Source organism: Fuscovulum sp. (genome assembly GCA_035192965.1).
Classification (GTDB): domain Bacteria; phylum Pseudomonadota; class Alphaproteobacteria; order Rhodobacterales; family Rhodobacteraceae; genus Paragemmobacter.
In genome coordinates this window covers 3,673,415-3,700,352 of the sequence record CP136571.1, presented here as the reverse complement: position 1 = coordinate 3,700,352, position 26,938 = coordinate 3,673,415, and the positions used below count along the sequence as shown (strand labels likewise).

The following is a 26,938-nucleotide window of genomic DNA, read 5'->3' as shown; positions in this document are numbered from 1 at the left end:
GGGGGAACGAGGAGAGGGACTGTGCCATGGGCGAACGGGATATCGGGCGGTTGCTGCGCGGGATGGAGCCGGAGCTGCATTCGGCGGCCTATGGCTTTGCGCTGTGGCCGGGTGGGGCCTTGCCCTTTGCGCCCTTTGCCTCGGTGGCCGAGGTGGAGGGGCTGACGGTGGTGGCCCCGCTGGAAGTTCTGGCCGGGGTGGGGCTGGCGTCGGAGCCTTGGGGGCGGATCAGCCTGACGATCCACAGTGACCTTGCGGCGGTGGGTTTGACGGCGGCCTTGTCCGCCGCGCTGGCGCGTGAAGGGATCAGCTGCAACGTGATTGCCGGGCTGCACCATGACCATCTTTTCGTGCCATGGGATCGCCGGGGCGATGCGCTGCGGGCGCTGGAGGCGCTGGCCCATGCTTGAGGCGGCCGGGGCGGGGTTTGTGGTGGCGATCAGCCTGATCGCGGCCATAGGGGCGCAGAACGCCTTTGTGCTGCGGCAGGGGATCCGGCGCGAGCATGTGCTGGCGGTGGTGGTGACCTGTGCGCTGTCGGATGCGGTGCTGATCGCGGCGGGGGTCGGGGGCTTTGCGCTGGTGTCGGGGGCAGTGCCGTGGCTGGCGGATGTGATGCTGTGGGGGGGTGTGGCCTTTCTGGTGGTCTATGGCGCGCTGCGGTTTCGCGCGGCCTGGGCCGGGGGTGAGGCGTTGATGCCCGCGCCGGGTGGGGCCGCGCCGTTGGGCAAGGTGCTGGCGACGTGCCTGGTGCTGACCTGGGCCAATCCGCATGTCTATCTGGATACGGTGGTGCTGCTGGGGTCGATCAGCACGCAATATGCGCCGCATGGCGTGGCTTTTGGAACAGGCGCGGCGACGGGGTCTTTCGTGTTCTTCAGCGCGCTTGGCTTTGGGGCGCGGTTGCTGGGGCCGGTGTTTGCCAAGCCGCGTGCCTGGGTGGTGCTGGAGGTGGTGGTGGGCTGCACGATGTGGGCGATTGCGGCCAAGCTGGCGCTGACGGCCTGAGCCTGCGGCGCTTGTGGCCTTGCGGGCGGCGTGGGGATCGGGTTTTGTCGCCGCCATGAGTGCCAAACCCCCCGTCACCGATCTGGGCCGCCCCGTGGAAGGGGCGTTGTGGATGCTGCTGACGGGGCTGTGTTTCGTGGCGGTGACCGGGATCGTGCGCCATTTGGGGACGGACCTGCCCGCCGCGCAATCGGCCTTTGTCCGCTTTGGTTGGGGCGTGGTGTTTCTGCTGCCGACGCTGGGGCCGCTGATGCGGGCGGGATTTCCGCCCGGCACGCTGCGGCTGTTTGGCTGGCGCGGGTTGGCGCATACGGCGGCGGTGGTGCTGTGGTTTCACGCCATGGCGCGCATCCCGGTGGCCGAGGTGACGGCGATTGGCTATCTGAACCCGGTTCTGGTGACGTTGGGCGCGGCGCTGTTCTTTGGCGAGGCGCTGGCGCTGCGGCGGATCGTGGCGGTGGGGGTGGCGCTGGTGGGCGCGCTGATCGTGATCCGCCCCGGACTGCGCGAGGTGACGGATGGGCATTTCGCGCAGCTGGGCGCGGCCTGTTTCTTTGCGGTGTCCTATCTGTTTGCCAAGCGTTTGAGCCAGCAGGTTTCGGCTGGGGCCATCGTGGGCATCCTGTCGGTGAGCGTGACGGTGGGGCTGTTGCCGCTGGCGATCTGGGTCTGGGTGCCGATGAGCCTGACGCAATTGGCGTGGTTGGGGCTGGTGGCGGGGTTCGCGACAGGGGGGCATTACGCGATGACGCGGGCCTTCCGGGCTGCGCCGCTGGCGGTGACGCAGCCGGTGACGTTTCTGCAACTGATCTGGGCCACATTGCTGGGCGCGCTGGTGTTCGGCGAGGGGGTGGATCTGTTCGTCCTGCTGGGAGGGGCGGTCATCATCGGGGCGATCAGCTATATCACCTGGCGCGAGGCGATGATCAAACGCCGCCCGGTCACACCCGCCGAGGCCGAGACGACTGTGTGAACAGATCGCTAAAATCCGGGGGGAAGGCCTTGGATTTGCCCGCATTCCCTAAGGCATTCCTAACCGTGACAGCGCCAGTCTGACCTAGGCTTTCGGGTGTGGGCTTTCGGGTGTGGGCCTTCGGGTTTGGGCCTTCGGGTGTGGGTGAGGGTGTCGTGTTTGAATTTCTGAGGGTCGGGGTGACCCTTGGCGCGCGATTTGCGCAGCCTTGGACGCATGGCGAGATAGTGGTGCAGCCGGGGACTGTTCCCACGGTCCGGCTGTTCAATCCGGTGCTGAATGAAACCGTGCTGCTTGGGCTGGGCGAGGCGGGGCCGGTGGTGCAGTCCTTTGCGGTGCAGGGCAATGCGCGGGTGGGGGTTAGCGTGGGGGGCGTGGCGGGCAGCCTGCCGGTGGACATGATCACCACGGCGCAAGGGGCGGGGGGGATGACCGCCTTTCTGCAACCGGGCGCACCGATGCAAGCGCAGGCGGTGGAGATGATCGCGGTGGAGGTGGCGGGGCAGTCCTATCTGCTGGCCGCGCGGCACAGCGGAAGCGGGGTGGAAAGTTTTCGCATCGGGGCGGGCGGCGCGCTGACGCCGGTTTCGGTGGCGGCGGATGCGGGGGCCTTCGCGCTCGCCGGGGTGGTGGCGCTGGCGCGGGCGCAGGTGGGGGGTGTGAGCTATGTCTTTGCCGGATCGGGGGTGGAACACGGCATCACCACGCTGATCGTCGGGGCAACGGGTGCGCTGACGCGGGGGGCGGTGACAGGGCAGGCGCAGGGCGTGCCGATGCAGGGGATCACCGCGTTGCAGACGGTCGAGGCTTTTGGCGCGACATGGCTGGTCGCGGCGGCGGCCGGGTCATCAAGCCTGACGGTGTTTCGTGTCGGCGCGGGCGGGGCGCTGGTGCCGGTGGATCATGTGTTTGATGAATTGGGCACGCGGTTTCAGGGTGTCACGGCGCTGGATGTGGTGGTGCGGGGCGATTGGGTCTTTGTGCTGGCGGCCGGGGCGGATGAGGGGCTGACGCTGTTTGCCCTGACGCCGGGGGGGCGGCTGGTGCATCTGACGAGCCTTGCCGACCGGGCCGATCTGGGGCTGGCCAATATCAGCGCGCTGCGCGGTGTGGTGGTGGGCGACAGTTTGCAGGTGATGGTGCTGTCGGGGGCGGAGGCGGGGGTGACGCAGCTTTCGCTGCCGCTGGCAGGGTTGGGCGTTCCGGGCCGGGTGGGGGCCGCAGGGCGTGACCTGATCCTGGACGGGGCGGGGGTGGATGTGCTGACCGGGGGGGCAGGGGGCGATCTGTTCGTGATGCGCGCCGATGGTCTGCGCGACGTGATCACCGATTTCGACCCTGCTCTGGACCGGATCGACCTGACAGGATGGCCGTTCTTTCGCCATGCGGGGCAGTTGGCGGTGACGGTGACCGCGACGGGGGCGGTATTGCGCTTTGCGGGCGAAGAGTTGGAGATCCGCACGGCATCGGGCCGCCCCCTGACGGTGGCAGAGGTGATGGCGCTGGAATTCGGGCGCAACGGGCGGGTGCTGTTCGATCCGGCGCCGGTGATCGAGGAGCCACCGGACCCGGACCCGCCGGACCCTGACCCGCCGCCCGATCCGGTGGGCACGGGTGTGAACCTGTCCGGTCGCGCCGGGGCGGACCGGCTGGAAGGGGGAGGCGGGAATGACACGCTGAACGGCCGGGGCGGCGCGGATACGCTGCTGGGCGGGGCGGGGAATGACGCCCTGATCGGGGGCAATGGTGATGATCTGCTGTCTGGCGGGGAAGGCGCGGACAGTCTGTCCGGGGATAGCGGCGACAACCGCCTGTTCGGCGGGGCCGGGAATGACAGCCTTGTCGGGGCCGAGGGGCGGGACGCGCTGTTCGGCGAGGATGGGGATGACACGGTGCTGGGCGGCGCGGGGGCCAATACGCTGGATGGGGGGGCGGGCGATGACCGGCTGATCGGTGGCGATGACGCCGAGGTTCTGGAGGGTGGCGATGGCGCGGATGCAATCGAGGCTGGGGGTGGCCATGACACCGCCCGGGGTGGGGCCGGGCATGACCAGATTCTGGGTGGACTGGGCGAGGATGCGCTGTGGGGCGGAAGCGGGGACGACAGGCTGGAAGGCGGCGCGGGCAATGACAGCCTGTTTGGCGAGGCGGGCAATGACCGGCTGGTCGGCGGGGATGGGGTGGACCGGCTGGACGGTGGCGAGGGGGATGACTGGCTGGAGGGGGGTGAGGGGGAGGATGTCTTCGTCGACGGCGCGGGCAATGATACGATCCTTGCCGGGGCTGGGAATGAGGTGATCCGGGCGGGGCTGGGCGATGACTCGGTTCTGGGTGAGGCGGGCAATGACGATCTGGCGGGCGGTTTGGGGGATGATCTGCTGTTCGGCGGGCTGGGGAGTGACAGCCTGTTTGGCGAGGCGGGCGATGACCGGCTGATCGGCGGGGATGGGGTGGACCGGCTGGACGGTGGCGAGGGGGATGACTGGCTGGAGGGGGGTGAGGGGGAGGATGTGTTCGTCGACGGCGCGGGCAATGACACGATCCTTGCCGGGGCGGGGAATGAGGTGATCCGGGCGGGGGCGGGCGATGACTCGATCCTTGGGGAGGCGGGGAATGATTTCATCGCGGGCAGTCTGGGGGATGACCTGTTGTTCGGCGGGGCCGGGGAAGACGCGCTGTTCGGGCAGGCCGGGAATGACCGGCTGTTCGGCGGGGACGGTGCGGATCGGCTGATCGGAAGCCTTGGGGATGACTGGCTGGAGGGGGGCGATGGGGTTGATGTGTTCAATGACGGGGCCGGGGATGACACGATCCTTGCCGGGGCCGGGGATGAGGTGATCCGGGCACGGTTGGGCAATGACTCGGTCCTTGGCGAGGCGGGCAATGACCGGCTGGCGGGGGGGGCGGGGAATGACCTGCTGTTTGGCGGGGCCGGGACGGACACAATGTTCGGGCAGTTGGGAAATGACCGGCTGAGCGGGGGAGAGGGGGAGGATGGGCTGTATGGCGGGACGGGGAATGACACGCTGGCAGGGCAGGAGGGGGGCGATTTTCTGGCCGGAGAGGCGGGGAATGATCGGCTGGACGGGGGGGGCGGGCGCGATACCCTGTCAGGTGGGTCTGGGGCGGATGTGTTTGTGTTTTCCAGCTTTCGCGGCTGGGAGCGCGATCTGGTGACGGATTTCGTGCCGGGGCAGGACCGGCTGGAGTTGCAGGGCGTGGCGGGCATGGCAGGGCTGGCCTTGCGGGATGTGACGATCGGCGGGGTGCGGATGGCTGAGGTGGCTGTGGGTGGCCATCTGATCCGGCTGGAGGGGGTGGCGGTGCGGGATCTGGACGCGGGGGATTTCCTGTTTCTTTAGGTGGGCAGGGTTCTGGTGCGGGGGACTTGGTGTTAGACGGGGGTCATCATGCCAATCCTGATCCCCCTTCTGCTGATCGGTGTCTTTGTGGTGCTGTGGCTTTCGCGGCGCGGGTCGACGTTGACGCGGGCGTGTCGGTGGCGGCTGGATCGGGCGGCGGGGCCGGAGGTATGGCGCTGCGCGGTCTGTGGGGCGCAGGTGACATCGGCCCGCGCGCCGCGTGATTGCCTGCGGGATGCGGGCTGATAGGGTGGCCGCAGAGAGGTGCCGCGATGAAGATTGTGACTGACCATGCCCGTCCTGCCGATGCCGATACGCGGCAGGGGATTGCCCCGGTGATCTGCTATCCGGTCGAGGGGTTGCCGCGCCCTGACCTTGCGCCGTTCCGCGCGGCGCGGGGGGGATGGGAGAGGGTGGCCGAGGTGGTGGTGCCGGCGCGGGATGCGCGGTGTTTCGCGGTGCCGGCCGGGCATTTCTTTCGCATCACCAGCATCGAAGGGCCGCAGGTGGGCGACCTGAACCTCTGGGCGCAGGGGGATTTGCGCGCGCGGTTCTATTCCGGCAAGACGCGGGCGCTGCATGGGACGCATCTGTCAACCGGGGATCGGATGTGGTCGTCCTTTCCGACGCTGCGGCCTATGGCGACCATCACGGACGACAGTCTGGATTGGTATGGGTTCGACGCGTTCGGAGGGGCCGTGCATGATGTGATCGGCACGCGCTGCGATCCCTATACCCACAACCTTTTGAGCGGGGGCGGGCAGTATCACCATTGCTGCCATTCCAACCTGACGCGGGCCTTGGCGGATTGGACGGGCCTGCCGCTGCGCGAGGCAGAGGCGCATGTGCATGATGTGCTGAACGTGTTCATGTGCACGGGGTTCACCCGCGATACGGGGCAGTATTTCATGAAGGCAAGCCCGGTGCGGCCGGGGGATTATCTGGAATTCTTTGCCGAGATTGACCTGATCGGCGGTTTGTCGGCCTGTCCGGGCGGGGATTGTTCGGCGGAACATTCATCGGATGCCGCGCGGTGCCATCCGCTGCTGGTGGAGGTGTTCCGGCCTTTGGCCCCGCCTGCGGGATGGGTGGCGCCGGGGGTGAACGGCTATGACGGCAGTCATGGGGTCTAGGGTGCTGCATCTGACCGAGGCGCTGGTCGCGCGGGTGGAACGGCATGAGCCGGAATGCGATGGCGCGCGCGGGGTGCCGTGGATCGCAGAGGACGCCTTTGCCCGCCATGCGGCGCGGCTCCTGGCCGAGGCGGGGGAAGGGCCGGTCTGGACCTTTGCCTATGGATCGCTGATCTGGAAACCTGCGTTCGAGGCGGCGGATGCGGTGCCTTGCGTGCTGCATGGCTGGCGGCGGTCATTCTGCATCCATCTGGAAAGCTGGCGCGCAACGCCGGATCAGCCGGGTCTGATGCTGGCCTTGGCGCGGGGGGGAAGCTGCCGGGGCATGGCTTACCGCCTGCCCGATGCGGGGCGCTTGGAGGCGATGGAGGCGCTGCTGCGGCGCGAGATCGGGTATGAGGTCGATCTGGCATCCGTCCGTTGGTTGACGGTGCGGGGGGCGGCGGGCGTGATGCGGGCGCTGGTGTTCTATGCCGCGCCGCTGGACCCGGCGATCCATATCTGCCTGCCGATGGAGGAACAGGCCCGGCGGATCGCGCGGGCAGCGGGGCATATGGGCAGTTGCGCGGCCTATCTGCACCACACCGTGCGGCATCTGGAGCAATTGGGTATCCGCGACCGGTATCTGTGGGAGTTGCAGAGGCTGGTCGCGGAGGAGATTGCGGCGCTTTAGATTCCGGCGCCGGAGTTCAAGGCTGGCCGGTATAGATCACGATCTTGCCGGTGGTGCGGCCGGTTTCCGAGGCCAGTTGCGCCTTTGCCGCGTCATCCAGCCGGAATTCGCCGCCGATGAGGGGGCGGATTTGCCCCGCGTCCACCAGATCAGCAAGGTCGCGCAGGATGGCGGCGTTCGGGTCGATGAAGACGAAGCCCGCGCGTTTGCCCTCGGCTGTTGCGCGTTCGGCGCTGGGGGGCGCGGTGATGGACACGAGGAAACCACCCGGCTTGAGCATGGCCCAGGACGCATCCTGCGTATCGCCGCCGATGGTATCGAATACGATGTCCATGTCGCGGGCGGCGGCAAAGGCGGCGGGATCGCGGTAATCGACCACCTCATCCGCGCCGAGAGAGCGAACAAGTGCGGCCTTACCCGAAGACGCGGTGGCGGTGACATGGGCGCCTTTGGCCTTGGCAAGCTGAATGGCGATGGAGCCGACGCCGCCGGCACCGGCATGGATCAGGACGCGCTGTCCGGGCTGCATGCCGGCGGTGGTGATCAGCGCCTCCCATGCCGTGATGGAGACGAGGGGCAGGGAGGCCGCTTCGACATGGCTGATGGTGGTGGGTTTGAGGGCCATTTCGCGGGCGCGGACGGCCACGTATTCGGCATAGGTGCCGTTACGGCGGATGTCGGGGCGGGAATAGACGGCATCGCCGGGTTTGAAGCTGGTGACGTCGGCGCCGACGGATTCCACGATGCCCGACACATCCCAGCCGAGGGTGAGGGGCATGTCATAGGGCAGCATCTTTTCCAGATAGCCGCGGCGGATTTTCCAATCGACCGGGTTGACCGAGGCGGCGACGGCGCGGATCAGCACGTCATCGGGGCCGATTTCGGGCAGGGGGGCGTCTTCGACGCGGATCTGGTCGGAATCGCCATAGGCGTGGATGCGGGCAGCTTTCATGGGGGTGTCCTTTCCGGGGCAGGCAGCATAGCTACGCGCCCCGGGACCCGGTGGTAACCCCCCCTCACGTGGTGGTGAAGGCGGCCTCTAGCGCGATCTGGACCATGTCGCCGAAGCTGCGTTCGCGGTCGGACGCGGGCAGTGCCTCATGCGTGAGGATGTGATCCGAGATTGTCAGCACCGCCAGAGCGCGGCGGTTGTAGCGGGCGGCGAGGGTGTAAAGTTCGGCGGCCTCCATTTCCACGCAGAGGCAGTTGTGGCGTTGGAGTTGGTCAGACAGGTCTTGGCGTTCGTCATAGAAGGTGTCTGACGAATAGATGCCCCCGACATGGGTGGGGATGGCCCGTGCCAGCGCACCCTTGTGGGCGGCGGCGAGCAGGGTGAAATCGGCGACGGGGGCGAAGTGCAGTTCCTTGAAGATGGAACGGGACGGGGTGCCAAGCGTGCTGGCCGCCTGCGCCAGAACGATATCGCGTACCTTCACATGGGTTTGCAGCGCGCCTGCCGATCCGATGCGGATCAGGGTCTGAGCGCCATAGTCGCGGATCAGTTCATTGGCATAGATCGACATCGAGGGCATGCCCATGCCGGTGCCGTGGATGGTGACGCGGTGGCCGTTCCAGGTGCCGGTATAGCCCAACATCCCGCGCACCTCGTTCACCAGAACGGCGTCTTGCAGGAAGGTTTGGGCGGCCCAGCGGGCGCGGTAGGGATCGCCGGGCAGGAGGACGGTTTCGGCGATGTCGCCGGGTTTGGCGCCGATATGGACAGTCATGGAAGCCTCGTGATTTCGCAACATGACGCTAGGCCATGGCATTGCAAAGGGGAAGTCCCCTGCAGTGCAGCACAGGCTGCCAGTCAGGAAAACGGTGATAGGTCGGATGCGTGGGATCAGGCGGCCCTTGTGGCCCCGGTGATGGTGACCCGTTCGCTGTAGGCCGGTGCGTTGGGGCAGAAGGTGGCATCTGCGGGCTGGGCCAAGCTGGCATCCTGCAGCAGGCGGGCGCATTTGCTGCGTTGGTTGCAATTGGCGCAGGTGCCCAGCAGTTCCAGATAGTCGGCGCGGTTGGCCTTCAACTCATTGTTGGAAATGCCGAAAATGGTGGCCATGGCGGTGACGCGGTCGGGCACATCGGCGGGCATGGTGGCAAAGGCGGTGACCTGCGCGCGGGTCATGCCAAGATCGTAAAGATCGTGATCAGAGAGCGCTTCGACCTGTTTGAGTTGATCGAGACGATCCAGAAAGCGGCGGATCTGGTTCAGCATTGCGGTTCCTCCCATGCGGTATGCTGGGAGAAGGATGCGCTGGGGGCGGGCCGGGTGCCTTGATCTGGAACAAGCGCGCAGACGAAGGATCGTCAGCGCGGGGGTGTCATTTTGCGATCATTCGGCAGCGACGGCCTGCCTGTCCACGAGGCCGACGATATCCATCATGATGCGATTCAGTTCGAAATCCTTGGGCGTGTAGACGGCGGCCACGCCCATTGCGCGCAGGCGGGCGGCGTCTTCTTCGGGGATGATGCCGCCCACGACGAGGGGGACATCGCCGAGGCCCGCGGCGCGCATCCGTTCCATCGTTTCAGTGATGAGCGGGATGTGGCTGCCCGACAGGATGGAGAGGCCCACGACATGCGCCTCTTGTTCCACGGCGGCGGCCACGATTTCGGCGGGGGTCAGGCGGATGCCTTCGTAATGAATGTCCATGCCGCAATCGCGGGCGCGGGCGGCGATCTGTTCGGCGCCGTTGGAATGACCATCAAGCCCCGGCTTGCCCACGAGGAATTTCAGCTGGCGGCCCAGTTTGGACGACACGGCGGCGACGGCGTCGCGGATCGGCTCCAACCCTTCGGTGCGGTTCGAGGGGCTGCGAGACACGCCGGTGGGGGCGCGGTATTCGCCGAATGCGGAGCGGACGACGGCCCCCCATTCGCCTGTGGTGGCCCCGGCCTTGGCGGCGGCGATGGAGGCGGGCATGACGTTTGCGCCTGTGGCGCAGGCCTGACGCAGGGCGTCGAGGGCGGCTTTGACCTTTGCCTCGTCGCGGGTGGCGCGCCAGTTTTGCAGGCGTTCGATCTGATCGTGTTCGGCATCAGCGTCGGCCACCATGATCGACCCGTCGCCCGCCGTCAGGGGCGAAGGCGCGGCCTCGGTCCAGCGGTTGACGCCGACGACGGTGGTTTCCTTGGATTCGATCTTTGAGAGGCGGTCAGAGTTCGCCTCGACCAGACGGCCCTTCATGTATTCGATGGCAGCGACCGCGCCGCCCATCCCATCAATCGTGGCCAATTCGGCGCGGGCGCCGTCTTTCAGCTCGGCCACCTTGCGGTCGATGGCGGGGTTGCCGTCAAACAGATCGTCATATTCCAGAAGGTCGGTTTCATAGGCGAGGATCTGCTGCATCCGGAGCGACCATTGCTGATCCCAGGGGCGGGGCAGGCCGAGGGCTTCGTTCCATGCGGGCAGTTGCACGGCGCGGGCACGGGCCTTTTTGGACAGGGTCACGGCCAGCATCTCGATCAGGATGCGGTAGACGTTGTTTTCGGGCTGCTGTTCGGTCAGGCCCAAGGAATTGACCTGCACGCCATAGCGGAAGCGGCGGTATTTCGGATCGGTGACGCCGTATCGGGTTTCGCAAATCTCATCCCACAGGTCGACGAAAGCGCGCATCTTGCACAGTTCGGTGACGAAGCGGATGCCTGCGTTCACGAAGAACGAGATGCGGCCCACCATGTTGGGGAAGTCTTCCGCGCTGACCTTGCCTTTCAAATCGTCCAGCACGGCGCAGGCGGTGGCAAGGGCGAAGGCCAGTTCCTGTTCAGGCGTCGCGCCAGCCTCTTGCAGGTGGTAGGAGCAGACGTTCATCGGGTTCCATTTCGGCAGATGCTTCTGCGTATAGGCCGCGACGTCGGTGATCATGCGGAGGGATGGCTTCGGCGGACAGATATAGGTCCCGCGCGAGAGGTATTCCTTGATGATGTCGTTCTGCACCGTGCCTTGCAGGGCAGAGATGTCGGCCCCCTGTTCCTCGGCCACGGCGATGTAGAGGGCCAGCAGCCAGGGCGCGGTGGCGTTGATCGTCATCGATGTGTTCATCTGATCCAGCGGGATCTGATCGAACAGCGTGCGCATATCGCCCAAATGCGCCACGGGGACGCCCACCTTGCCCACTTCGCCGCGCGAGAGTTCATGGTCGCTGTCATAGCCGGTCTGGGTGGGCAGGTCGAAGGCCACCGAAAGGCCGGTCTGGCCGCGCGACAGGTTGTTGCGGTAGAGCGCGTTGGAGGCGCGGGCGGTGGAATGACCGGCATAGGTGCGGAAGAGCCAGGGCGCTTCTTTCTTGGGCGGGGTCATGGCGGCCTCCTGAATCAGTTCGGCAATTTTATTTCGCTGACGCATCCATAGAGGACACAATCGTTCAATGTCAATTCGCCGCGTTGCGGCATTCCGCAGTGCGGCGGGGATGTGGCGCGGTTTTTGACGCAAAAACTGCGACGGAATTTGACGCAAATTCCGGGGGGCGGGTGGGTGCAGCGATTTCTGCGTCAGAAATCGGCGTGAAGTTTGCGTCAAACTTCGCTTTGGCAGGCCCCTTAACATGCAGGCATGACTTTACTATATTTGCATGGAAGGCCCCTGCCGCGAGTCTGGCATGAACAAGGGGGGCCGAGGGTCGAAGGACCATACGTCGATGCGCGCCATTCATGCGCTTGTTGCCCTCCCGCTGCTGCTGGCCGTTCCGGCCTTTGCGCAGGACCGTTCGGTTCAGGTGGTGAACAACAGTGGTTTCACCATCGTGGAATTCTATGCCTCTACCCAAGGCGCTGCGGATTGGCAGGAAAACATGCTGGCCGGGCAGGCCGTGGGTTCGGGTGCCAACCTGACCGTCAACTTCGATGACGGATCGGGCGAATGTGCCTATGCCTTCCGCGCTGTGTTCGATGATGGCGATGAAGCCGTGGGCGACATCGACATCTGTTCCGGCAGTTCGATCACCATCAACTGATCCACTTTGATGCGCCCGCTTATCTGCGGTTTGCAGGCGGGCCGAAAGGCCGCTAGCCTGTTCGCATGACGGGAACGGTGGAGCTTCCGCTCTGGCTTGTGGTTCTGGTGCTGGTCCTTGCGGCCATCGCCGCGCTGGACCGTGTGCTGGCGCCATCGGTGCGGTGGTTCTTTCGCCGCCGGATGGAGCGGGCGGTGGCGCGGCTGAATGAACGGCTGGAGCGGCCGATTTCGCCGTTCAAGCTGGCTCAGCGGCATGACATGATCCTGCGGCTGGCCTATGACCCCCAAGTGATGCAGGCAGTGGCGGATCACGCGGCAGAGGCCGGGGTGCCGCCCACGGTGGCGATGCAGGAGGCGCGGTCCTACGCGGCCGAGATTGTGCCTGCCTTTTCTGCGACGATGTATTTCGGCTTTGCCGTGCAGGTCGCGCGCTGGCTGACACGGCTGTTCTATCGGGTGCGGATCGGGCGGATTGATCCGGCCTTGGCGCGGGTGGATGACCGGGCGACGGTGGTGTTCGTGATGAACCATCGCAGCAATATGGATTACGTGCTGGTGACATGGCTGATCGCGGACCGGTCTGCGATTTCCTATGCGGTGGGGGAATGGGCGCGGGTTTGGCCTTTGTCGCGGCTGATCCGGGGGATGGGGGCCTATTTCATCCGGCGCGGATCGCGCAATGCGCTCTATCGCCGGGTGTTGGCGCGCTATGTGCAGATGTCGGCCGAAGAGGGTGTGGCGCAGGCGATTTTCCCCGAGGGCGGGTTGTCGCTGGATGGCCGGGTGGGGGCGGCGAAGCTGGGCCTGTTGTCCTATTTCGTGAGCGGTTTTGATGCTGGGGAGCGGGACATCCTGTTTGTGCCGGTGGGTCTTGGCTATGACCGCGTGCTGGAGGACAGGCTGCTGACCGAGGCAGCACGGACGGGGGTGCGGCGGTTCCGGCCCCGGGTGACGGGCGTGGTCACTTTTGCCCTGCGGATGGCGTGGCGCAGTCTGCGGGGAAACTTCCCCGGCTTTGGCGCGACGGCGGCCGGGTTCGGTGCGCCGATTTCGCTGCGCGCCTTTCTGGCCGAAGGGCATGATGACCCGACCGAGGCTTTGGGCCGCGCGCTGATGGCACGGGTGGCGCGGGTGGTGCCGGTGCTGCCGGTGCCGTTGCTGGCGGCGGCGCTGGAGGCCGCGCCCGCCGACCGCGCGGCGCTGGAGGCCGAGGTGGCGCGTCTGGCCGATGCGCTTGCGGCGCGGGAGGCGGTGCTGCGGCTGCATCCGCAGGGGTTGGGGCCGACAGTGGCCGAGGCGCTGCTGCATATGCAGCGGCGGGGGCTGGTGGGGGCCGATCTGCGCATTCCGCCGGGCAAGCAAGCGCTGGTGGGGTTCTATGCCGCCCCGGTGCGGCAGGTTCTGGAAGGCTAGGGGCTGCCCAGTTCCGGGCTTGGCCCAACAATCTGTGTCGCGCCCGGCGGTGCCGCGATGCGGCGGACATAAAATTACAAAAATAGGCGCATCGCTATTGCAATATTGCGCGGGCATCCTCTATCAGTGACCCAAGGCGCCGATTCTGCGGCGCGGCATTGTGGTTCTGGGGAGGCCGGAGGATGGCTTTGGATACGCAGCAGCAGATCGCGACCTATGACGCGCCGAAAAAGGACCTGTACGAGATCGGCGAAATGCCTCCGCTGGGCCATGTGCCAAAGCAGATGCACGCCTGGACCATTCGGCGCGAGCGTCACGGCAAGCCCGATACGGCCATGCAGATCGAAGTGGTGGATACCTGGAAGATCGACAGCAACGAGGTGCTGATCCTCGTGATGGCGGCGGGCGTCAACTATAACGGCGTCTGGGCCTGCCTTGGCGAACCGGTCAGCGTGTTTGACGGCCACAAGCAGCCCTATGCGGTGCTTGGGTCGGATGCGGCGGGCATTGTCTGGGCGGTGGGTGACAAGGTCACGCGCTGGAAGGTGGGCGACGAGGTGGTGGTCCACTGTAACCAGGATGATGGCGACGACGAGGAATGCAACGGCGGCGATCCGATGTTTTCGCCCAGCCAGCGCATCTGGGGATATGAGACGCATGACGGGTCTTTCGGGCAGTTTGCCCGGGTGCAGGCGCAGCAGTTGATGCCGCGTCCCAAGCACCTGACCTGGGAGGAAAGCGCCTGCTACACGCTGACGCTGGCCACGGCATACCGGATGCTGTTCGGACATGAGCCGCATGACCTGAAGCCGGGGCAGAACGTTCTGGTCTGGGGTGCGTCGGGGGGGCTGGGGTCCTATGCGATCCAGCTGATCAATACGGCGGGGGCGAATGCGATCGGCGTGATTTCCGATGAGAGCAAGCGCGATTTCGTGATGGGGCTGGGCGCGAAGGGCGTCATCAACCGCAACGATTTCAAATGCTGGGGGCAGTTGCCCAAGGTCAATACGCAGGAATACAACGACTGGCTGAAGGAAGCGCGCAAGTTCGGCAAGGCGATCTGGGACATCACCGGCAAGGGCGTGAATGTGGACATGGTGTTCGAGCATCCGGGCGAGGCGACCTTCCCGGTGTCATCCTTGGTCTGCAAGAAGGGCGGCATGGTGGTGATCTGTGCGGGGACCACCGGTTTCAACTGCACCTTCGACGTGCGCTACATGTGGATGCATCAGAAGCGTTTGCAGGGGTCGCATTTTGCGCATCTGAAGCAGGCAAGTGCGGCGAACAAGCTGATGATCGAGCGGCGGCTGGACCCCTGCATGTCGGAGGTGTTCCCATGGGCCGAGATTCCGCAGGCGCATATGAAGATGCTGAAGAATGAGCACAAGCCGGGGAACATGTCGGTGCTGGTGCAGGCACCGCGTCCGGGGCTGAAGACGTTCGAGGATACGCTGGAAGCCAGCCGCAACCCGTAAGGGGCGAGCGTTTGAGATGGCATGCGCCCCGGTCGAAAGGCCGGGGCGTTTTGCGTTGCGAACCCAAGTTGGCGCAGGGGGGGAAACGGATTGTTGCCGGGGGGAAGGTAGGTTGCAATCAGGGCGGGTGTTATCTTTCGGCGGGGGCGCGTCTTTGGTGCGGAGTGGGGCCGGATGCGGCATGACTGGGTGTTTGAAGTCCTGACCGACCTTGCGGAATATGCCGAACGCAACGGCTTGCCCCGATTGGCGCGGAAGGTTGCGGAAACGCTGGCCGTCGCGCGGGACGAGATCGCGGCTGCCCGGGATGATGGGGCAGGCGGGGCGGGCAGCGGGGAGCCTTCGCTGCATTAGCGCGGCTGGCGGGGCGATGCCCCCTCGCATCCCGGCGGGGGGCGGATTATGGTCGCCGCCATGCAAGGAATGACCCAAACCGAGCCGTCTGTTGCGCTGACCTTTTCGGACGATCAGGCCGAGGCCTTTGATCGCGTGGCGGCGGAGCTGTATTCCCATGGCATCGACCTGACGGCGGGGGAATTGACCCCGCGCGCCGAGGGCAAACCGTCGGTTCTGGCGGTGGTGGGAAAGGCCGGATCGGGCAAGACGATGCTGCTGGCCAGCCTGACAAAGGCGTTGGTGGCGGCGGGGGTGGAGGTCATTTCCGGCGATTATGAGGGGCGGCGGAGGAAGGACCGGCGGACGCTGGCCATTCTGGCCCCCACCAACAAGGCGGCGAGCGTGCTGCGTCTGCGCGGCGTGCCGGCAACGACGATCCACCGTATTCTCTATACCCCCGTCTATGACCCGGAATATGAGCGCATCGCGGAATGGCTGACGGGCCAAGGTGAGCGGCCGGTGGTGGAGGGATTGACGGATCTGGCGCTGGATCGGGCTTTTGCCTTTTATCAACAGGTGGCGTCGGTTCCGGGGGCGCTGGCGGCGGCGGGGTTGAAAGGTTCGGACTTTATCAAGGGATGGAAGCGGCGCGAGGAGCCGCTGGATGTGGGGTTCATCGACGAATCCTCGATGTTGGATGAACGCGCGTTGGATGACCTGCGCGAGATCTTTCCGACGCTGGTGCTGTTTGGCGATCCGGCGCAGTTGGCCCCGGTGGGGTTGTCGGGCGAGATGGTGTTTGACCGGCTGGGCGAGTCGCGGCGGCTGGTACTGAGCCGGATTCACCGCCAGACACAGGATAACCCGATCCTCGATCTGGCGCATGCGCTGGGCGATGAAAGCCTGCGGTTCGAGACCTTCGAGCGGATGGTCGAGGATGCGGCGCGGCGCGATGACCGGGTGGTGATGGCGGAACGGGTGGATGCCGACCTGATGGCACGGTCCCCCGTGCTTGTCTGGCGCAATGCGACGCGCATCCGGTTGATCCATGCCTTTCGCGGGGCCTTTGGCGCGCCGGAGGATGAATTGCTGCCCGGTGAGCCGCTGGTCTGTGACGGGATCGAATTGCCGCTGAAGCACCGCAAGAAGCGGATCGACCTAGAGGCGCGGGGGCTGATCAAAGGGGCGCAGGTGATCTATCTGGGCCCTGGATCAAAGCCGGGCTTTGCCAAGTTGCATGTGGTGGGGGCGGAAGAGCCGCAGGTGTCAGCGGCATCCATCATCAAGATCGAAAAACCGGATGAGGAAGAGCCCTTCATCCCATCCGCCGCCACGATGGGCGCGGCCTTTCTGCATGGGGCGGCGGTGACGATTCACAAGGCGCAAGGGTCGCAATGGGACGAGGTGCAGGTCTTTGCGCCCGACATTTATGCCGCCGCGCAGGCGGGGCGGAGCGAGGCGGGGGTGCCTTTGTGGAAGCGGCTGGCCTATGTGGCGATCACGCGGGCGGAGACGCGGCTGCATTGGGTGACGCGCTACCGGCTGGCGCGGCCGCAGGGGCCGCTGTCGGTGGACGATCTGCGCCGGGGGCCTGCGCCGCTGGCCTTGCAGGCAGAGGAATGACCAAATTCCTTGGAAGGAATCTGCAATTTTCTTCGAAGAAAATTGTGCCTTGCCTATGGCTTGGTTAGGGTAAGGGCAGGATCAGGAGGCCCAAGATGCGCTGCGTATTCGTTCAATTCCGCTGCACCCCCGGCAAGACTTATGAGGTGGCGGAAGCCATCTATGACCGCGAGGTGGTGAGCGAGTTGTATTCGACCAGCGGGGAATATGACCTGATCGCCAAGATCTATATCCCCGAGGATGCGGATGTGGGGCATTATCTTTCCGGTCGGCTGTTCGACATTCCGGGGATCGTGCGGACCTTGACGACGATGACCTTCAAGGCGTTTTGATCTGCTGAAGCGACGATTTTTCTTGCGAAAAATCAGGGGGCTTCGCGCCCCCTCGGAGCTGCGCTCCTCACCCCCGCGGGATATTTTGGGCAGAGAAGAATGGGATCAGAGCCAGCGGTCGCGGCCGGTGCCGGTGGCATCGGTGACATGGGCGAAGCCGTGTTGGGCGGCGATTGCGTCAAGGCCGTGCGCGAGGCGGGGGATGAGGGAGAGGCCTTGATAGACCATGGCCGTGTAGACCTGCACGGCGCTGGCCCCGGCGCGGATCTTTTCCCAGGCCTGTTCGGGGGTGGAGACGCCGCCCACGCCGATGAGGGGGAGCCTGCCGTCTGTCAGCTGTGACAGGCGGGCGAGGGTGCGGGTGGATTTCTCGAACAAGGGCGCGCCGGAGAGGCCGCCGGCTTCCGTGCGATGCGGGCTTTGCAGGCCGTCGCGGGACAGGGTGGTGTTGGTGGCGATAATCCCCGCGAGGCCGGCTGCCAGGGCGACTTCGGCGATCTCGGCGAGGTCGGATTCGGTGAGGTCGGGGGCGATTTTCAGGAAGATCGGGATGGGGCGGGCGAGGCTGGCGCGGGTGTCCATCACGCCTGCGAGAAGCGCGGTGAGGGCGGCGCGGCCTTGCAGATCACGCAGTTTTTCGGTGTTGGGCGAGGAGACGTTGACCGTGGCGAAATCGACATGCGGGCCGCAGGTGGCCAGCACGCGGGCGAAATCGGCGGCGCGGTCGGTGCTGTCCTTGTTTGCGCCGAGGTTGAGACCGACGGGGACGGTTGTGTGTCTGCGGGCCTTGAGGCGGGTGGAGATAGGGTCCATCCCGTCATTGTTGAAGCCGAAGCGGTTGATGGCGGCGCGGTCCTCGGTCAGGCGGAAGAGGCGCGGTTTGGGGTTGCCGGGTTGCGGGCGGGGGGTGGCGGCGCCCACCTCGATGAAGCCGAAGCCCGCGCGGGACAGGGCGGCGATGGCGGTGGCGTTCTTGTCATAGCCGGCGGCGAGGCCCACGGGATTGGGCAGTGCGAGGCCGGCCAATGTGGTGGCGAGGCGGCGGGAAGTGACAGGGCCGGGCAGGGGGGCGAGGCCCATTTGCAAAGCGCGGATCGACAGGCCATGCGCGACCTCGGGGTCGAGGTGGTGCAGTGCCGCGAGGCCAATGCGTTCGACGAGGTTCACCATACGCCTTCGGGGAAGATGTGGCCGGTCACGCCAAGGGGGAGGGATTTGTCCCAGACCACATCGGACAGGCGCAAATGCCTGTAAAGATGGGGAAAAAGTGCGCCGCCGCGCGAGGGTTCCCATTTCAGGGCGGGGCCGAGTGCATCGGTATTGAAGGCCACGAGGACGAGGTCGCTTTCGGTAGCGAACCATTTCGCGGCGGTTTCGGCCACTTGGGCGGAGGTGGAGAAATGGATGAAGCCATCGGTCAGGTCGATGGGGGCGCCGGCGGTTTCACCGGCAGCGCGGAAGGCATCCCATTCGGAGCGGCGGAATATCTTGTAGATCAGCATGCGCGGTTCATGCACTGCGCCGGGTTTTGGGTCAATGGCTGTGGTCAAGGATTGCTGCCTGCGCGGGATGTCGCGCAGCCGTGATCTGGCAGCGCTAGAGCAGGTTTGACAGGCGCCGAGCCGACGCGGCAGGGTGGGGCATTCAACCAGCAGAGGAGTGATTTGGCATGACGAGGATTTTCCTTTCCACGGTGGCGGTGATGGCGCTGAGCAGCGGGATGGCGGCGGCGGAGTACACGCTGAATGTGTTGCATATCAATGACTTTCACAGCCGGATCGAGCCGATTAACGGATCGGATTCCACCTGTTCGGCCGAGCAGGCGGCGGCGAATGAATGCTTTGGCGGCGTGGCGCGGGTGGCGACCAAGATCAAGGAGTTGCGCGACAGCCTGACGGCGGCGGGCGAGAATGTGATCGTGCTGGATGCGGGTGACCAGTTTCAGGGCAGCCTGATGTACACCACCTATAAGGGCGCGGTGGAGGCCGAGTTCATGGAGGCCATCGGCTTTGACGCCATGGCGCTGGGCAACCATGAGTTTGACGATGGTCCGGAGGGGCTGGGTTCGTTTCTGGACAAGGTCACCTTTCCGGTGATTTCGGGGAATCTGGATGTGAGCCAATCCAATGTGCTGGCAGGCCGGGTGGGCAACCATGTGGTGCTGGAGGTGGGGGGTGAGAAGATCGGCATCATCTCGGCCCTGGCGATGGACACGCCGGAGACATCAAGCCCCGGAAATAGCGTGATCTTTCAGGATGATATCGACAGCCTGAAGGCCGATGTCGCCACGCTGGAGGCGGAGGGGGTGACCAAGATCATCGCGCTGACGCATCTGGGATTGAAGCGCGATCTGGAGGTTGCGGCGGCGGTGCCGGGGGTTGATGCCGTGGTGGGCGGGCATTCGCACACCTATCTGTCGGCGACCGACCCCGAGCGGCATGGCCCCTATCCGACATGGGTGACGCGGGGCGAAGGCGATCTGGTGCCGGTGGTGCAGGCCTATGCCTATTCCAAGTATCTGGGGCATCTGGAGCTGACCTTTGATGATGCGGGGACGCTGATCTATGCGGGGGGGAATACGATCCTTCTGGACGGATCGGTGGAGCCGGATGCGGCGATTGCAGCGCGGGTGGCGGAGCTGGCCGGGCCGATCGAGGAGTTGAAGACCCGGGTGGTGGCCGAGGCGTCGGAGGCGATTGATGGCAGCCGGGAAACCTGTCGCGCGGGCGAATGCCAGATGGGCAATCTGGTGGCCGAGGCGATGCTGGATCGTGTGGCGGATCAAGGGGTTACCATCGCGATCACCAATGGCGGCGGGCTGCGTGCCAGCGTAGACGCAGGGCCGGTGACGATGGGCGAGGTTCTGACGGTGCTGCCGTTCCAGAACACGCTGTCGACATTCGAGGTGAGCGGTGAGGCCATCGTGGCGGCGCTGGAGAACGGGGTGAGCCAGTATGAAGAGGTGGCGGGGCGGTTCGCGCAGGTGGCGGGGTTGAAGTACAGCTTTGATCCGGCGGCGGCTGTTGGGGCGCGGGTGTCGGATGTGCAGGTGCTGGTTGGTGGCGATGCCTGGGCGCCGATCGATCCGGCGACAGTCTATAAGGTGGTGTCGAACAACTATGTCCGCGGTGGCGGGGATGGGTTTTCGATGTTCGTCGATGCAGCCAATGCCTATGATTTTGGCCCCGATCTGGCCGATGTGACGGCGGAGTATCTGGCGAAAAATCAGCCATATCAGCCGTTTACGGATGGGCGGATCACGCGGAAGTAAGTTGGCAAGCCGGGCCGTCCCTGTTTTCGGGGGCGGCCTTTTCTTTTGCCCCGGACCGGTTAACAGTTGGTTGCATGTGCGGGCGTTTCACCATCACCCATCCCGATGAGGCGATTGCGCGGCTGTTTGATGCCGTGATCGGGAATGATCTGCCGCCTGTGCCGCGGTTCAATGTCTGCCCCACGACGCAGGTGGCGGTGGTGACGTCGGATGGTGGCGCGCGGCGGCTGCGGGCGATGCGCTGGGGGTTCATTCCGACCTGGTACAAGGCCCCGAATGACGGGCCGCTGATCATCAATGCGCGGGCGGATACGGTGGCCACCAAGCCCGCCTTCCGCGAGGCGGTGCGGGCGCGGCGCTGCATCGTGCCTGCGAGCGGTTTTTATGAATGGCAGGAAGGGGATAAGGGGCAAAAGCTGCCTTGGTATTTCACGCGCAGGGATGGGCAGCCGATGGCCTTTGCGGGGCTTTGGCAGCGCTGGGGCGAGGTGGATACGGTGGCGATTGTGTCGACGGATGCGGGGCCGGGGATGGCGGGGTTGCACCATCGCGAGGCGGTGGTGCTGGAGCCGCCCGATTGGCCGCTATGGCTGGGCGAGGCGGGGCATGGGGCGGCGGTGTTGATGAAGGCCTCTGCCGATGGGGTGTTGCAATGCCACCGGGTGGATCGGGCGGTGAATTCCAACCGGGCCGAGGGTCCGGCGCTGATCGAGCCCGTAACTGCCTGAGGGCGCTGCATTTATTTCTCGAAATCTGCGGGTTTGGCGGTGCCGCTGGTGGTGCAGACGCCTGTGCAGACGGGCGTATGCACGCAGCGCACGGTGATGAGGCGTTAAGGTTAACGCCAGATTCAGGGATGGGAGGGGATTCGAGGGGGGGCGTGTGGCGGGATTCGCCGGGGCGCGGCGGGGGCTTGGCTGGTGCCTAGGGCGGCCGTGCGTGGCAGGATCGGGTGGGGGCGGTGGTTAAGTGGGCGGGGCAGTCTGGACGGGGGACAGCCGGGCAGTGGCCCGGTTTGGGAAGGCGGCCGTTGGCAGGCCTGTGATCGCCAGAGGGTCCGGGATGGGTTGCAACCGGACGTGGGTATGGGTATGACAGTGCCGCACGGCGCGGGCGTTGTGTAATGGTAAGACCTTAGCCTTCCAAGCTAAAGACGCGGGTTCGATTCCCGCCGCCCGCTCCAGAAATCCCCTTTAATCGCTTCTGTTCGTCCAACGCGCGGCCGATCTGCCGCCATGCCTGCGGCGCATTCGGATAGGGGGCCCAATCGCGCCAGACGGGGCGGGGCGGGCGGCACGGTTCTTGAAGACCGCCTGCGCCAGACGTCTGTGACATCCGTCGCAAGATCCGGGGATTCACCCTGTTCTGGCGGATGCCAGATGGACGGACAGCGCATGGAAAGGGGCGGGGAAAAGAGGCGGCGGCGGATCGGGACGTTGCGCGTCACCGCCTGCCTTGGCATTTGCCTGCCGATCATGGTGGGCGGCTCGGCCCATTCGGGCGAGTTCTGGCACAATACCTTTCTTCTGGATGTCTATCAGGGATCGCATCGGTCAGACGTGGTCAGTGGTCTGGCCAAGGGCGGATATGAGTTGTCGGACGGTTCCTTCGTTGATTTTCGAGACTGGTACAGCCCGGGTTTTCCCGATGTCACGGTGTTGCTTTTGAAACAGGTGTCGTCGGACTTTGCGTTTATCTGGGGTGTCAGTTCCGGAGAGCGCGGTGAGAAATACCGGATCGAACCTGCGTTGCAGCTTGGGTTCTTTTATCAATTCGTGCCGTTTGAGAATGCAGTGGTTTCGGTCAAGACCACCTATCCGTTCTTTGGCCAGATGCGCGAAAAGACCTGTGAGGCGGATTATGGCGCCATCGGCGGCGTGCAGACGGTGAATTGCAGGCTTGCGGCGGACCTGATGCCGCCTGAGGAGACCTTGGATTATCTTGTGACCATCCGGGGTAAAGCCGACGCCCGTGTCAGCATCGGCTTTACCTTTGTCTTTTGACTCACTTGATGGCGACGGGTGCCAGCGCGCGGCTGATGCTGGCTTCGCCACGGCCATGGATATTGGCGGCATATCCGGCGATCGTGTCTGTCCGGGCGGTGTTCAGCAGTTGATTGGTGATCTGCGTCGGGGTGGCCCGTGTGAATTTGCTGCCCAGAACCGAGGCGTAGCCCGACACGATCGGCGCGGCGAAGGATGTGCCGTAGAGATTCGTCATGTTGCCTGTCACGCCAACAACAAGGAACTGCCTCTGCACCGTCGCGTTGCTGCCGGCGAAGTTCGAGTATCCGGCCATGGTCGCCTTGTTTGCAACTGTGCCATGGGTGTTGAGCGCACCGACGAAAATGGCGGATTGCCTGCCGGTCAGGTCGCGGTTCAGGTAATCGACCAGCCCCGACGCGTTTGCCGCGCCGACGGCCACGGCGTCATTGCCCGCTGCTTTGACCACGACGGCCTTGCCGTCGCGCGCATAGGAGATGATGGAGGTTTCGCGCTGGCTCCAGCGGATGCTGGTATAGCCGTTGGGTGCCATCATGCCATAGGACAGGTTCAGCGTGTTGAGGCCACGTTGCAGTTTCACCGCAGCCGCATTCCCGAAATCATGCGTATAGACCTTGGCCGAGGGTGCGATCATCCCCGCTTCGAGCGCGGTCCATTCTCCGTGGCGTCGCCGTTCGGTGACGCCGCGCAGGTTTCCGGCATAGGTCGAGCCGCTGCGGAAATCATCAATGACCGTGATGGAGGTGCCTTGCCCGCGGAAGCCGAGGCTCCATGCCTGACCGATTTCCGAGTTCATCCACGGGCGCAGCTCTTGCGCGGCGGCGGCGATGGGGGCCGACAGCGCCAAGGCGAGGGCGGCGACTTTCACGCTGAACGATCTGGGGAAGGCTTTGGGAAATTTCATGGTATCTCGCTCCGGTTGGCAGACTGACGCGGTTCATGGAACGTCAGAAATCCGGCAGGATTTACCGCAGTGGTGGGAGGGATTTGTCTGGCTCTGCCGCGACAAAAGCACGGAGAGTGACGAAGGTATGGGCGGGGCGACAGGTTAGCCCTTGTCGGCCGCGCTGCTGAGGTTTTCCTGCTGCGGCATACCAAGGACGTGGTAGCCGCCATCCACATGCACCACTTCGCCCGTCGTGAAGCAGCCGTAGTCGGAGGCGAGCCAGACGGCGGTTCCGCCCACGGCTTCGAGCGTGGCGTTGGAGCGGAGGGGGGCGTTCGCCTCGGTATGGCGGTAGGTTGCCCGCGCGCCGCCGATGGCTGCGCCTGCCAGTGTCTTCATGGGGCCCGGCGATACAGCGTTGACACGGATGCCCTGCGGGCCAAGGTCATTGGCGAGGTAGCGGACGGAGGATTCCAGCGCGGCCTTTGCCACGCCCATCACGTTGTAATTGGGCGTAACGCGGTTCGATCCGCCATAGGTGAGGGTGATCAGCGTGCCGCCATCGGGCATCATTTCCGACGCGCGGCGGGACACGTCGATGAAGCTGTAACAGGAGATGGCGAGCGAGTTGGTGAAGTTGGCGCGCGTGGTGTTGCTGAAGCGGCCGGTCAGTTCGTTCTTGTCGGAAAAGGCGATGGCGTGGACGAGGAAATCCATCTTGCCCCAACGTGCCTGCAACGCGGCGAAGCAGGCATCGAGGCTTTCGTCATTGCTGACATCGACATCGACCAGGAAATCCGACCCGACCGAGGCGGCGAGGGGAGCCACGCGTTTGCCGAAGGCCTCACCCTGATAGGAGAAGGCAAGATCTGCCCCCTCAGCGGCCATGGCCGAGGCGATGCCCCAGGCGATGGAGCGTTCGTTTGCCACGCCCATGACAAGCCCGCGCTTGCCCTTCATCAGATCGGCCATGTCCCTGTCCCCTTTTTTCGGTGGCTTTTGTCAGCCGAGGTATTTGCTCATCACGAGGGTGGCGTTGGTGCCGCCGAAGCCGAAGCTGTTGGACAGGACCGAGTCAAGCTTCACGCCTTCGCGCAGGGTTGTCACGATCTCGGCCGGGTCGAGGGCCGGGTCGAGTGTGGTGACATTGGCCGAAGCGGCGATGAAATCGCCGTTCATCATCAGAAGCGAATAGATCGCCTCATGCACGCCGGTTGCGCCGAGGCTGTGGCCCGTCAGGGATTTGGTCGAGGCGACGGGGGGCGTGGTGCCACGGCCGAAGACGCGGCGGATCGCTTCCATCTCGGTCACGTCGCCTACGGGGGTGCTGGTGCCGTGGGAGTTGATGTAGTCGATCTTGCGGCCCTGCGGCAGGGTGGACAGCGCCACGCGCATGGAGCGTTCGCCGCCTTCGCCCGAGGGGGCGACCATGTCATGGCCATCGGAGGTGGCGCCGTAGCCTGTCACCTCGGCGTAGATTTTCGCGCCGCGGGCGAGGGCGTGGTTGAGTTCCTCAAGCACGACGACACCGCCGCCGCCTGCGATGACAAAGCCGTCGCGGGTGGCGTCATAGGTGCGGGAGGCGGTTTCGGGGGCGTCGTTGTATTTCGAAGACATAGCGCCCATCGCGTCAAACAGGCAGGACAGCGTCCAGTCCAGTTCCTCGCCGCCGCCGGCGAAGACGATGTCCTGCTTGCCGAACTGGATCAGTTCCGCGCCGTTGCCGATGCAATGAGCGGAGGTGGAGCAGGCGGAGGTGATGGAATAGTTCACGCCCTTGATCTTGAACGGTGTGGCAAGGCAGGCCGAGGTGGTGGACGACATGCCCTTGGTCACGCCGAAAGGGCCGATCCGTTTGGGCGAGCCGGTTTCGCGGACGATGTTATGCGCCTTGAAGAAGGATTTGGTCGACGGCCCGCCGGAGCCCACGATGATGCCGGTGCGTTCGTTGGAGATGTCGGACGGTTCGAGACCGGAATCCTTGATCGCCTGATCCATAGCGATGAAGTTATAGGCCGCGCCGTCGCCCATGAAGCGCAGGTCGCGCTTGTCGATGTGGTCTTCCAGAACGATCTGTGGCTGGCCGTGAATTTGGCTGCGGAAACCACGCTCGGCGTATTCGGGGGCGAAGACGATCCCCGACTTGCCGGCGCGCAGGTTGGCTTCGACCTCGGCGGCGGTGTTGCCGATGGGCGAGACGATACCGATCCCGGTGATGACGACGCGACGCATGCGGCCTCCGTTCATTATCCTTGGGTTGTCTCTAAGGGAGAGGGGGGCGAGGGGCAAGGGGGATGGGGATTGTGCAGGCGGACGGGCGGGCGGAGGATGGGCTTTTGGCGGGCGGGGAGGGTGTGATGGACCGGGTGACGGGCGGGTGTTTGTGCGGGGCGGTGCGGGTGGTGGCAAGGGGCGCGCCGTTGCGGGTGGGGGTGTGCCATTGCCTGGACTGCCGCAAGCATCATGGGGCGGTGTTTCACGCCAGCGCCATCTTTGCGGCGGGCGCGGTGGAGGTGACGGGAACGGTGGGGGAGTATCGGGGGCGGTGTTTCTGCCCGGTTTGTGGATCGTCGGTGTTTTCGTTGAGCCCCGGAGAGGTGGAGGTGCATCTGGGGGCGCTGGATGAGGTAGGGGTCTTTGCGCCGACATATGAGTTGTGGACGGTGCGGCGGGAGGGCTGGTTGCCGGAGTTTTTGGGGATGGAGGGGTTTGTGGGGGATCGGGCGTAGTGGGTTTGGGCAGGACGGTCTGGCATCGCTCGGGCCCCGAAGGCCCGGGTGGCGGCCGCACATATACGTGCAGCCACCCTGCGGTGCGGCCGTCACCTTTGCGCCTTGTCACATGAAAAAGGGCACCACATTGGTGCCCTTTATGCACAGTTGGCAGGCTCCACTCACGCTTCGCTCAGCGCGACCTTCATGTCCTTGACGATGTAGATCACCTCGCCATCCGCCTCGACGATGCCATCCGCTACGCCCATGGTCAGGCGGCGGGTCTGGATCGCTTTGGTGAAATCGACCTTGTAGGTCAGCATCTTGCGGTCGGGGCGGACCATGCCGGTGAGTTTGACCTCGCCCACGCCGAGCGCGTAGCCGCGGCCTTGCCAGCCGCGCCAGCCGAGGTTGAAGCCGGTGAGTTGCCACAGGCCATCAAGGCCGAGGCAGCCGGGCATGATCGGGTTGCCGGGGAAGTGGCAGGAGAAGAACCACAGGTCGGGCGTGATGTCGAATTCGGCCACCACATGGCCTTTGCCGTGCAGGCCGCCATCTTCGGAGATGTCGGTGATGCGGTCCATCATCAGCATGGGCGGTTCGGGAAGCTGGGCATTGCCGGGGCCGAAAAGTTCGCCCCGCGCGCATTTGAGAAGGGCGTCGCGGTCGAAGCTGTTCGGATAGGCGGCCATGCGCTGGGTTCCCGTGTGGTCCTGTGTTGCGGGATCGGGTGTAGCATCGGCATGGAAGCAAGGGCAAGGGTGACGCGGCCCTGCCGGGGG

At 65.2% G+C, this 26,938-nt stretch carries 27 protein-coding genes and 1 tRNA gene; 18 read left to right on the top strand and 10 right to left on the bottom strand.

The window, feature by feature from the left end:
• The first annotated feature begins 26 nt into the window (after positions 1-26).
• The 7 genes from RSE12_18165 to RSE12_18135 all read left to right on the top strand — a co-directional run bounded on the left by RSE12_18165 (position 27) and on the right by RSE12_18135 (position 7,149).
• Positions 27-410: an ACT domain-containing protein gene (locus RSE12_18165; GenBank protein ID WRH62269.1), complete on the top strand. Its 384-nt coding sequence runs from the start codon at positions 27-29 to the stop codon at positions 408-410.
• On the top strand, positions 403-1,008 hold the full coding sequence (locus tag RSE12_18160) for a LysE/ArgO family amino acid transporter (GenBank protein WRH64857.1): 606 nt from the start codon (positions 403-405) through the stop codon (positions 1,006-1,008). Before RSE12_18165 ends, RSE12_18160 begins: the two co-directional genes overlap by 8 nt.
• A gap of 55 nt (positions 1,009-1,063) precedes the next feature.
• Positions 1,064-1,981, top strand: a complete 918-nt coding sequence (locus tag RSE12_18155; GenBank protein WRH62268.1) for a DMT family transporter — start codon at positions 1,064-1,066, stop codon at positions 1,979-1,981.
• 98 nt (positions 1,982-2,079) lie between these two features.
• Entirely contained in the window at positions 2,080-5,343 is a 3,264-nt protein-coding gene (locus RSE12_18150; protein ID WRH62267.1) for a calcium-binding protein, read from the top strand.
• A 48-nt stretch (positions 5,344-5,391) separates the two neighbouring features.
• On the top strand, positions 5,392-5,589 hold the full coding sequence (locus RSE12_18145) for a hypothetical protein (GenBank protein WRH62266.1): 198 nt from the start codon (positions 5,392-5,394) through the stop codon (positions 5,587-5,589).
• 26 nt (positions 5,590-5,615) lie between these two features.
• Positions 5,616-6,476, top strand: coding sequence for a DUF1989 domain-containing protein (locus RSE12_18140; protein WRH62265.1), 861 nt, complete (start codon positions 5,616-5,618; stop codon positions 6,474-6,476).
• Positions 6,454-7,149 carry a gamma-glutamylcyclotransferase gene (locus RSE12_18135; GenBank protein ID WRH62264.1) on the top strand — a complete coding sequence of 232 codons (696 nt, stop codon included), beginning with the start codon at positions 6,454-6,456 and terminating at the stop codon, positions 7,147-7,149. Before RSE12_18140 ends, RSE12_18135 begins: the two co-directional genes overlap by 23 nt.
• Positions 7,150-7,165: 16 nt before the next feature.
• Here RSE12_18135 and RSE12_18130 read toward each other — a convergent pair whose 3' ends face one another.
• From RSE12_18130 to RSE12_18115, 4 genes are all read right to left on the bottom strand, one after another.
• Complete coding sequence (locus RSE12_18130; protein WRH62263.1) at positions 7,166-8,101, bottom strand: NADP-dependent oxidoreductase; 936 nt, start codon at positions 8,099-8,101, stop codon at positions 7,166-7,168.
• A gap of 64 nt (positions 8,102-8,165) precedes the next feature.
• A complete protein-coding gene (gene deoD / locus RSE12_18125; protein WRH62262.1) occupies positions 8,166-8,876 on the bottom strand; it encodes a purine-nucleoside phosphorylase in 711 nt (236 codons plus the stop codon).
• Positions 8,877-8,992: 116 nt separating this feature from the next.
• Entirely contained in the window at positions 8,993-9,367 is a 375-nt protein-coding gene (locus RSE12_18120) for a DUF1127 domain-containing protein (GenBank protein WRH62261.1), read from the bottom strand.
• A 117-nt stretch (positions 9,368-9,484) separates the two neighbouring features.
• On the bottom strand, positions 9,485-11,452 hold the full coding sequence (locus RSE12_18115) for a protein meaA (GenBank protein ID WRH62260.1): 1,968 nt from the start codon (positions 11,450-11,452) through the stop codon (positions 9,485-9,487).
• 337 nt (positions 11,453-11,789) lie between these two features.
• On the opposite strand from RSE12_18115, the gene RSE12_18110 reads away from it, so the two are divergent.
• The 6 genes from RSE12_18110 (at position 11,790) to RSE12_18085 (ending at position 17,285) form a co-directional block, all read left to right on the top strand.
• Positions 11,790-12,104, top strand: coding sequence for a hypothetical protein (locus RSE12_18110; protein WRH62259.1), 315 nt, complete (start codon positions 11,790-11,792; stop codon positions 12,102-12,104).
• A gap of 65 nt (positions 12,105-12,169) precedes the next feature.
• Positions 12,170-13,519 carry a 1-acyl-sn-glycerol-3-phosphate acyltransferase gene (locus RSE12_18105; GenBank protein ID WRH62258.1) on the top strand — a complete coding sequence of 450 codons (1,350 nt, stop codon included), beginning with the start codon at positions 12,170-12,172 and terminating at the stop codon, positions 13,517-13,519.
• A 182-nt stretch (positions 13,520-13,701) separates the two neighbouring features.
• A complete protein-coding gene (gene ccrA / locus RSE12_18100) occupies positions 13,702-14,994 on the top strand; it encodes a crotonyl-CoA carboxylase/reductase (GenBank protein ID WRH62257.1) in 1,293 nt (430 codons plus the stop codon).
• A 174-nt stretch (positions 14,995-15,168) separates the two neighbouring features.
• Positions 15,169-15,348, top strand: coding sequence for a hypothetical protein (locus tag RSE12_18095; protein WRH62256.1), 180 nt, complete (start codon positions 15,169-15,171; stop codon positions 15,346-15,348).
• Between the two features lie 69 nt (positions 15,349-15,417).
• Positions 15,418-16,953, top strand: a complete 1,536-nt coding sequence (locus RSE12_18090) for an AAA family ATPase (GenBank protein WRH64856.1) — start codon at positions 15,418-15,420, stop codon at positions 16,951-16,953.
• 95 nt (positions 16,954-17,048) lie between these two features.
• Positions 17,049-17,285: an Lrp/AsnC ligand binding domain-containing protein gene (locus tag RSE12_18085; protein WRH62255.1), complete on the top strand. Its 237-nt coding sequence runs from the start codon at positions 17,049-17,051 to the stop codon at positions 17,283-17,285.
• Positions 17,286-17,390: 105 nt separating this feature from the next.
• Here RSE12_18085 and RSE12_18080 read toward each other — a convergent pair whose 3' ends face one another.
• Complete coding sequence (locus RSE12_18080) at positions 17,391-18,452, bottom strand: quinone-dependent dihydroorotate dehydrogenase (protein WRH64855.1); 1,062 nt, start codon at positions 18,450-18,452, stop codon at positions 17,391-17,393.
• The gene (locus tag RSE12_18075) at positions 18,449-18,787 is read right to left on the bottom strand and encodes a DUF952 domain-containing protein (protein WRH62254.1); all 339 of its coding nucleotides are present in this window, start codon (positions 18,785-18,787) and stop codon (positions 18,449-18,451) included. The genes RSE12_18080 and RSE12_18075 overlap by 4 nt, the downstream gene beginning before the upstream one ends.
• A 167-nt stretch (positions 18,788-18,954) precedes the next feature.
• Between RSE12_18075 and RSE12_18070 the strand changes: the two genes are divergently transcribed.
• The 4 genes from RSE12_18070 to RSE12_18055 all read left to right on the top strand — a co-directional run bounded on the left by RSE12_18070 (position 18,955) and on the right by RSE12_18055 (position 22,559).
• Complete coding sequence (locus tag RSE12_18070) at positions 18,955-20,556, top strand: bifunctional metallophosphatase/5'-nucleotidase (protein WRH62253.1); 1,602 nt, start codon at positions 18,955-18,957, stop codon at positions 20,554-20,556.
• Positions 20,557-20,630: 74 nt separating this feature from the next.
• Positions 20,631-21,284, top strand: a complete 654-nt coding sequence (locus RSE12_18065; GenBank protein WRH62252.1) for an SOS response-associated peptidase — start codon at positions 20,631-20,633, stop codon at positions 21,282-21,284.
• A 381-nt stretch (positions 21,285-21,665) separates the two neighbouring features.
• Positions 21,666-21,739: transfer RNA gene (locus RSE12_18060), tRNA-Gly, on the top strand.
• Between the two features lie 211 nt (positions 21,740-21,950).
• On the top strand, positions 21,951-22,559 hold the full coding sequence (locus RSE12_18055) for a hypothetical protein (protein ID WRH62251.1): 609 nt from the start codon (positions 21,951-21,953) through the stop codon (positions 22,557-22,559).
• A 1-nt stretch (position 22,560) separates the two neighbouring features.
• Here RSE12_18055 and RSE12_18050 read toward each other — a convergent pair whose 3' ends face one another.
• From RSE12_18050 to fabB, 3 genes are all read right to left on the bottom strand, one after another.
• Positions 22,561-23,463 carry a S8/S53 family peptidase gene (locus RSE12_18050; protein WRH62250.1) on the bottom strand — a complete coding sequence of 301 codons (903 nt, stop codon included), beginning with the start codon at positions 23,461-23,463 and terminating at the stop codon, positions 22,561-22,563.
• Between the two features lie 144 nt (positions 23,464-23,607).
• Positions 23,608-24,417 carry an SDR family oxidoreductase gene (locus tag RSE12_18045; protein WRH62249.1) on the bottom strand — a complete coding sequence of 270 codons (810 nt, stop codon included), beginning with the start codon at positions 24,415-24,417 and terminating at the stop codon, positions 23,608-23,610.
• A gap of 30 nt (positions 24,418-24,447) precedes the next feature.
• Entirely contained in the window at positions 24,448-25,677 is a 1,230-nt protein-coding gene (fabB, locus tag RSE12_18040) for a beta-ketoacyl-ACP synthase I (GenBank protein ID WRH62248.1), read from the bottom strand.
• 125 nt (positions 25,678-25,802) lie between these two features.
• On the opposite strand from fabB, the gene RSE12_18035 reads away from it, so the two are divergent.
• On the top strand, positions 25,803-26,174 hold the full coding sequence (locus RSE12_18035) for a GFA family protein (GenBank protein WRH64854.1): 372 nt from the start codon (positions 25,803-25,805) through the stop codon (positions 26,172-26,174).
• Between the two features lie 164 nt (positions 26,175-26,338).
• Here the strand turns inward: RSE12_18035 and fabA are convergent, their stop codons facing one another.
• A complete protein-coding gene (gene fabA / locus RSE12_18030; GenBank protein ID WRH62247.1) occupies positions 26,339-26,848 on the bottom strand; it encodes a bifunctional 3-hydroxydecanoyl-ACP dehydratase/trans-2-decenoyl-ACP isomerase in 510 nt (169 codons plus the stop codon).
• Positions 26,849-26,938: the final 90 nt, after the last annotated feature.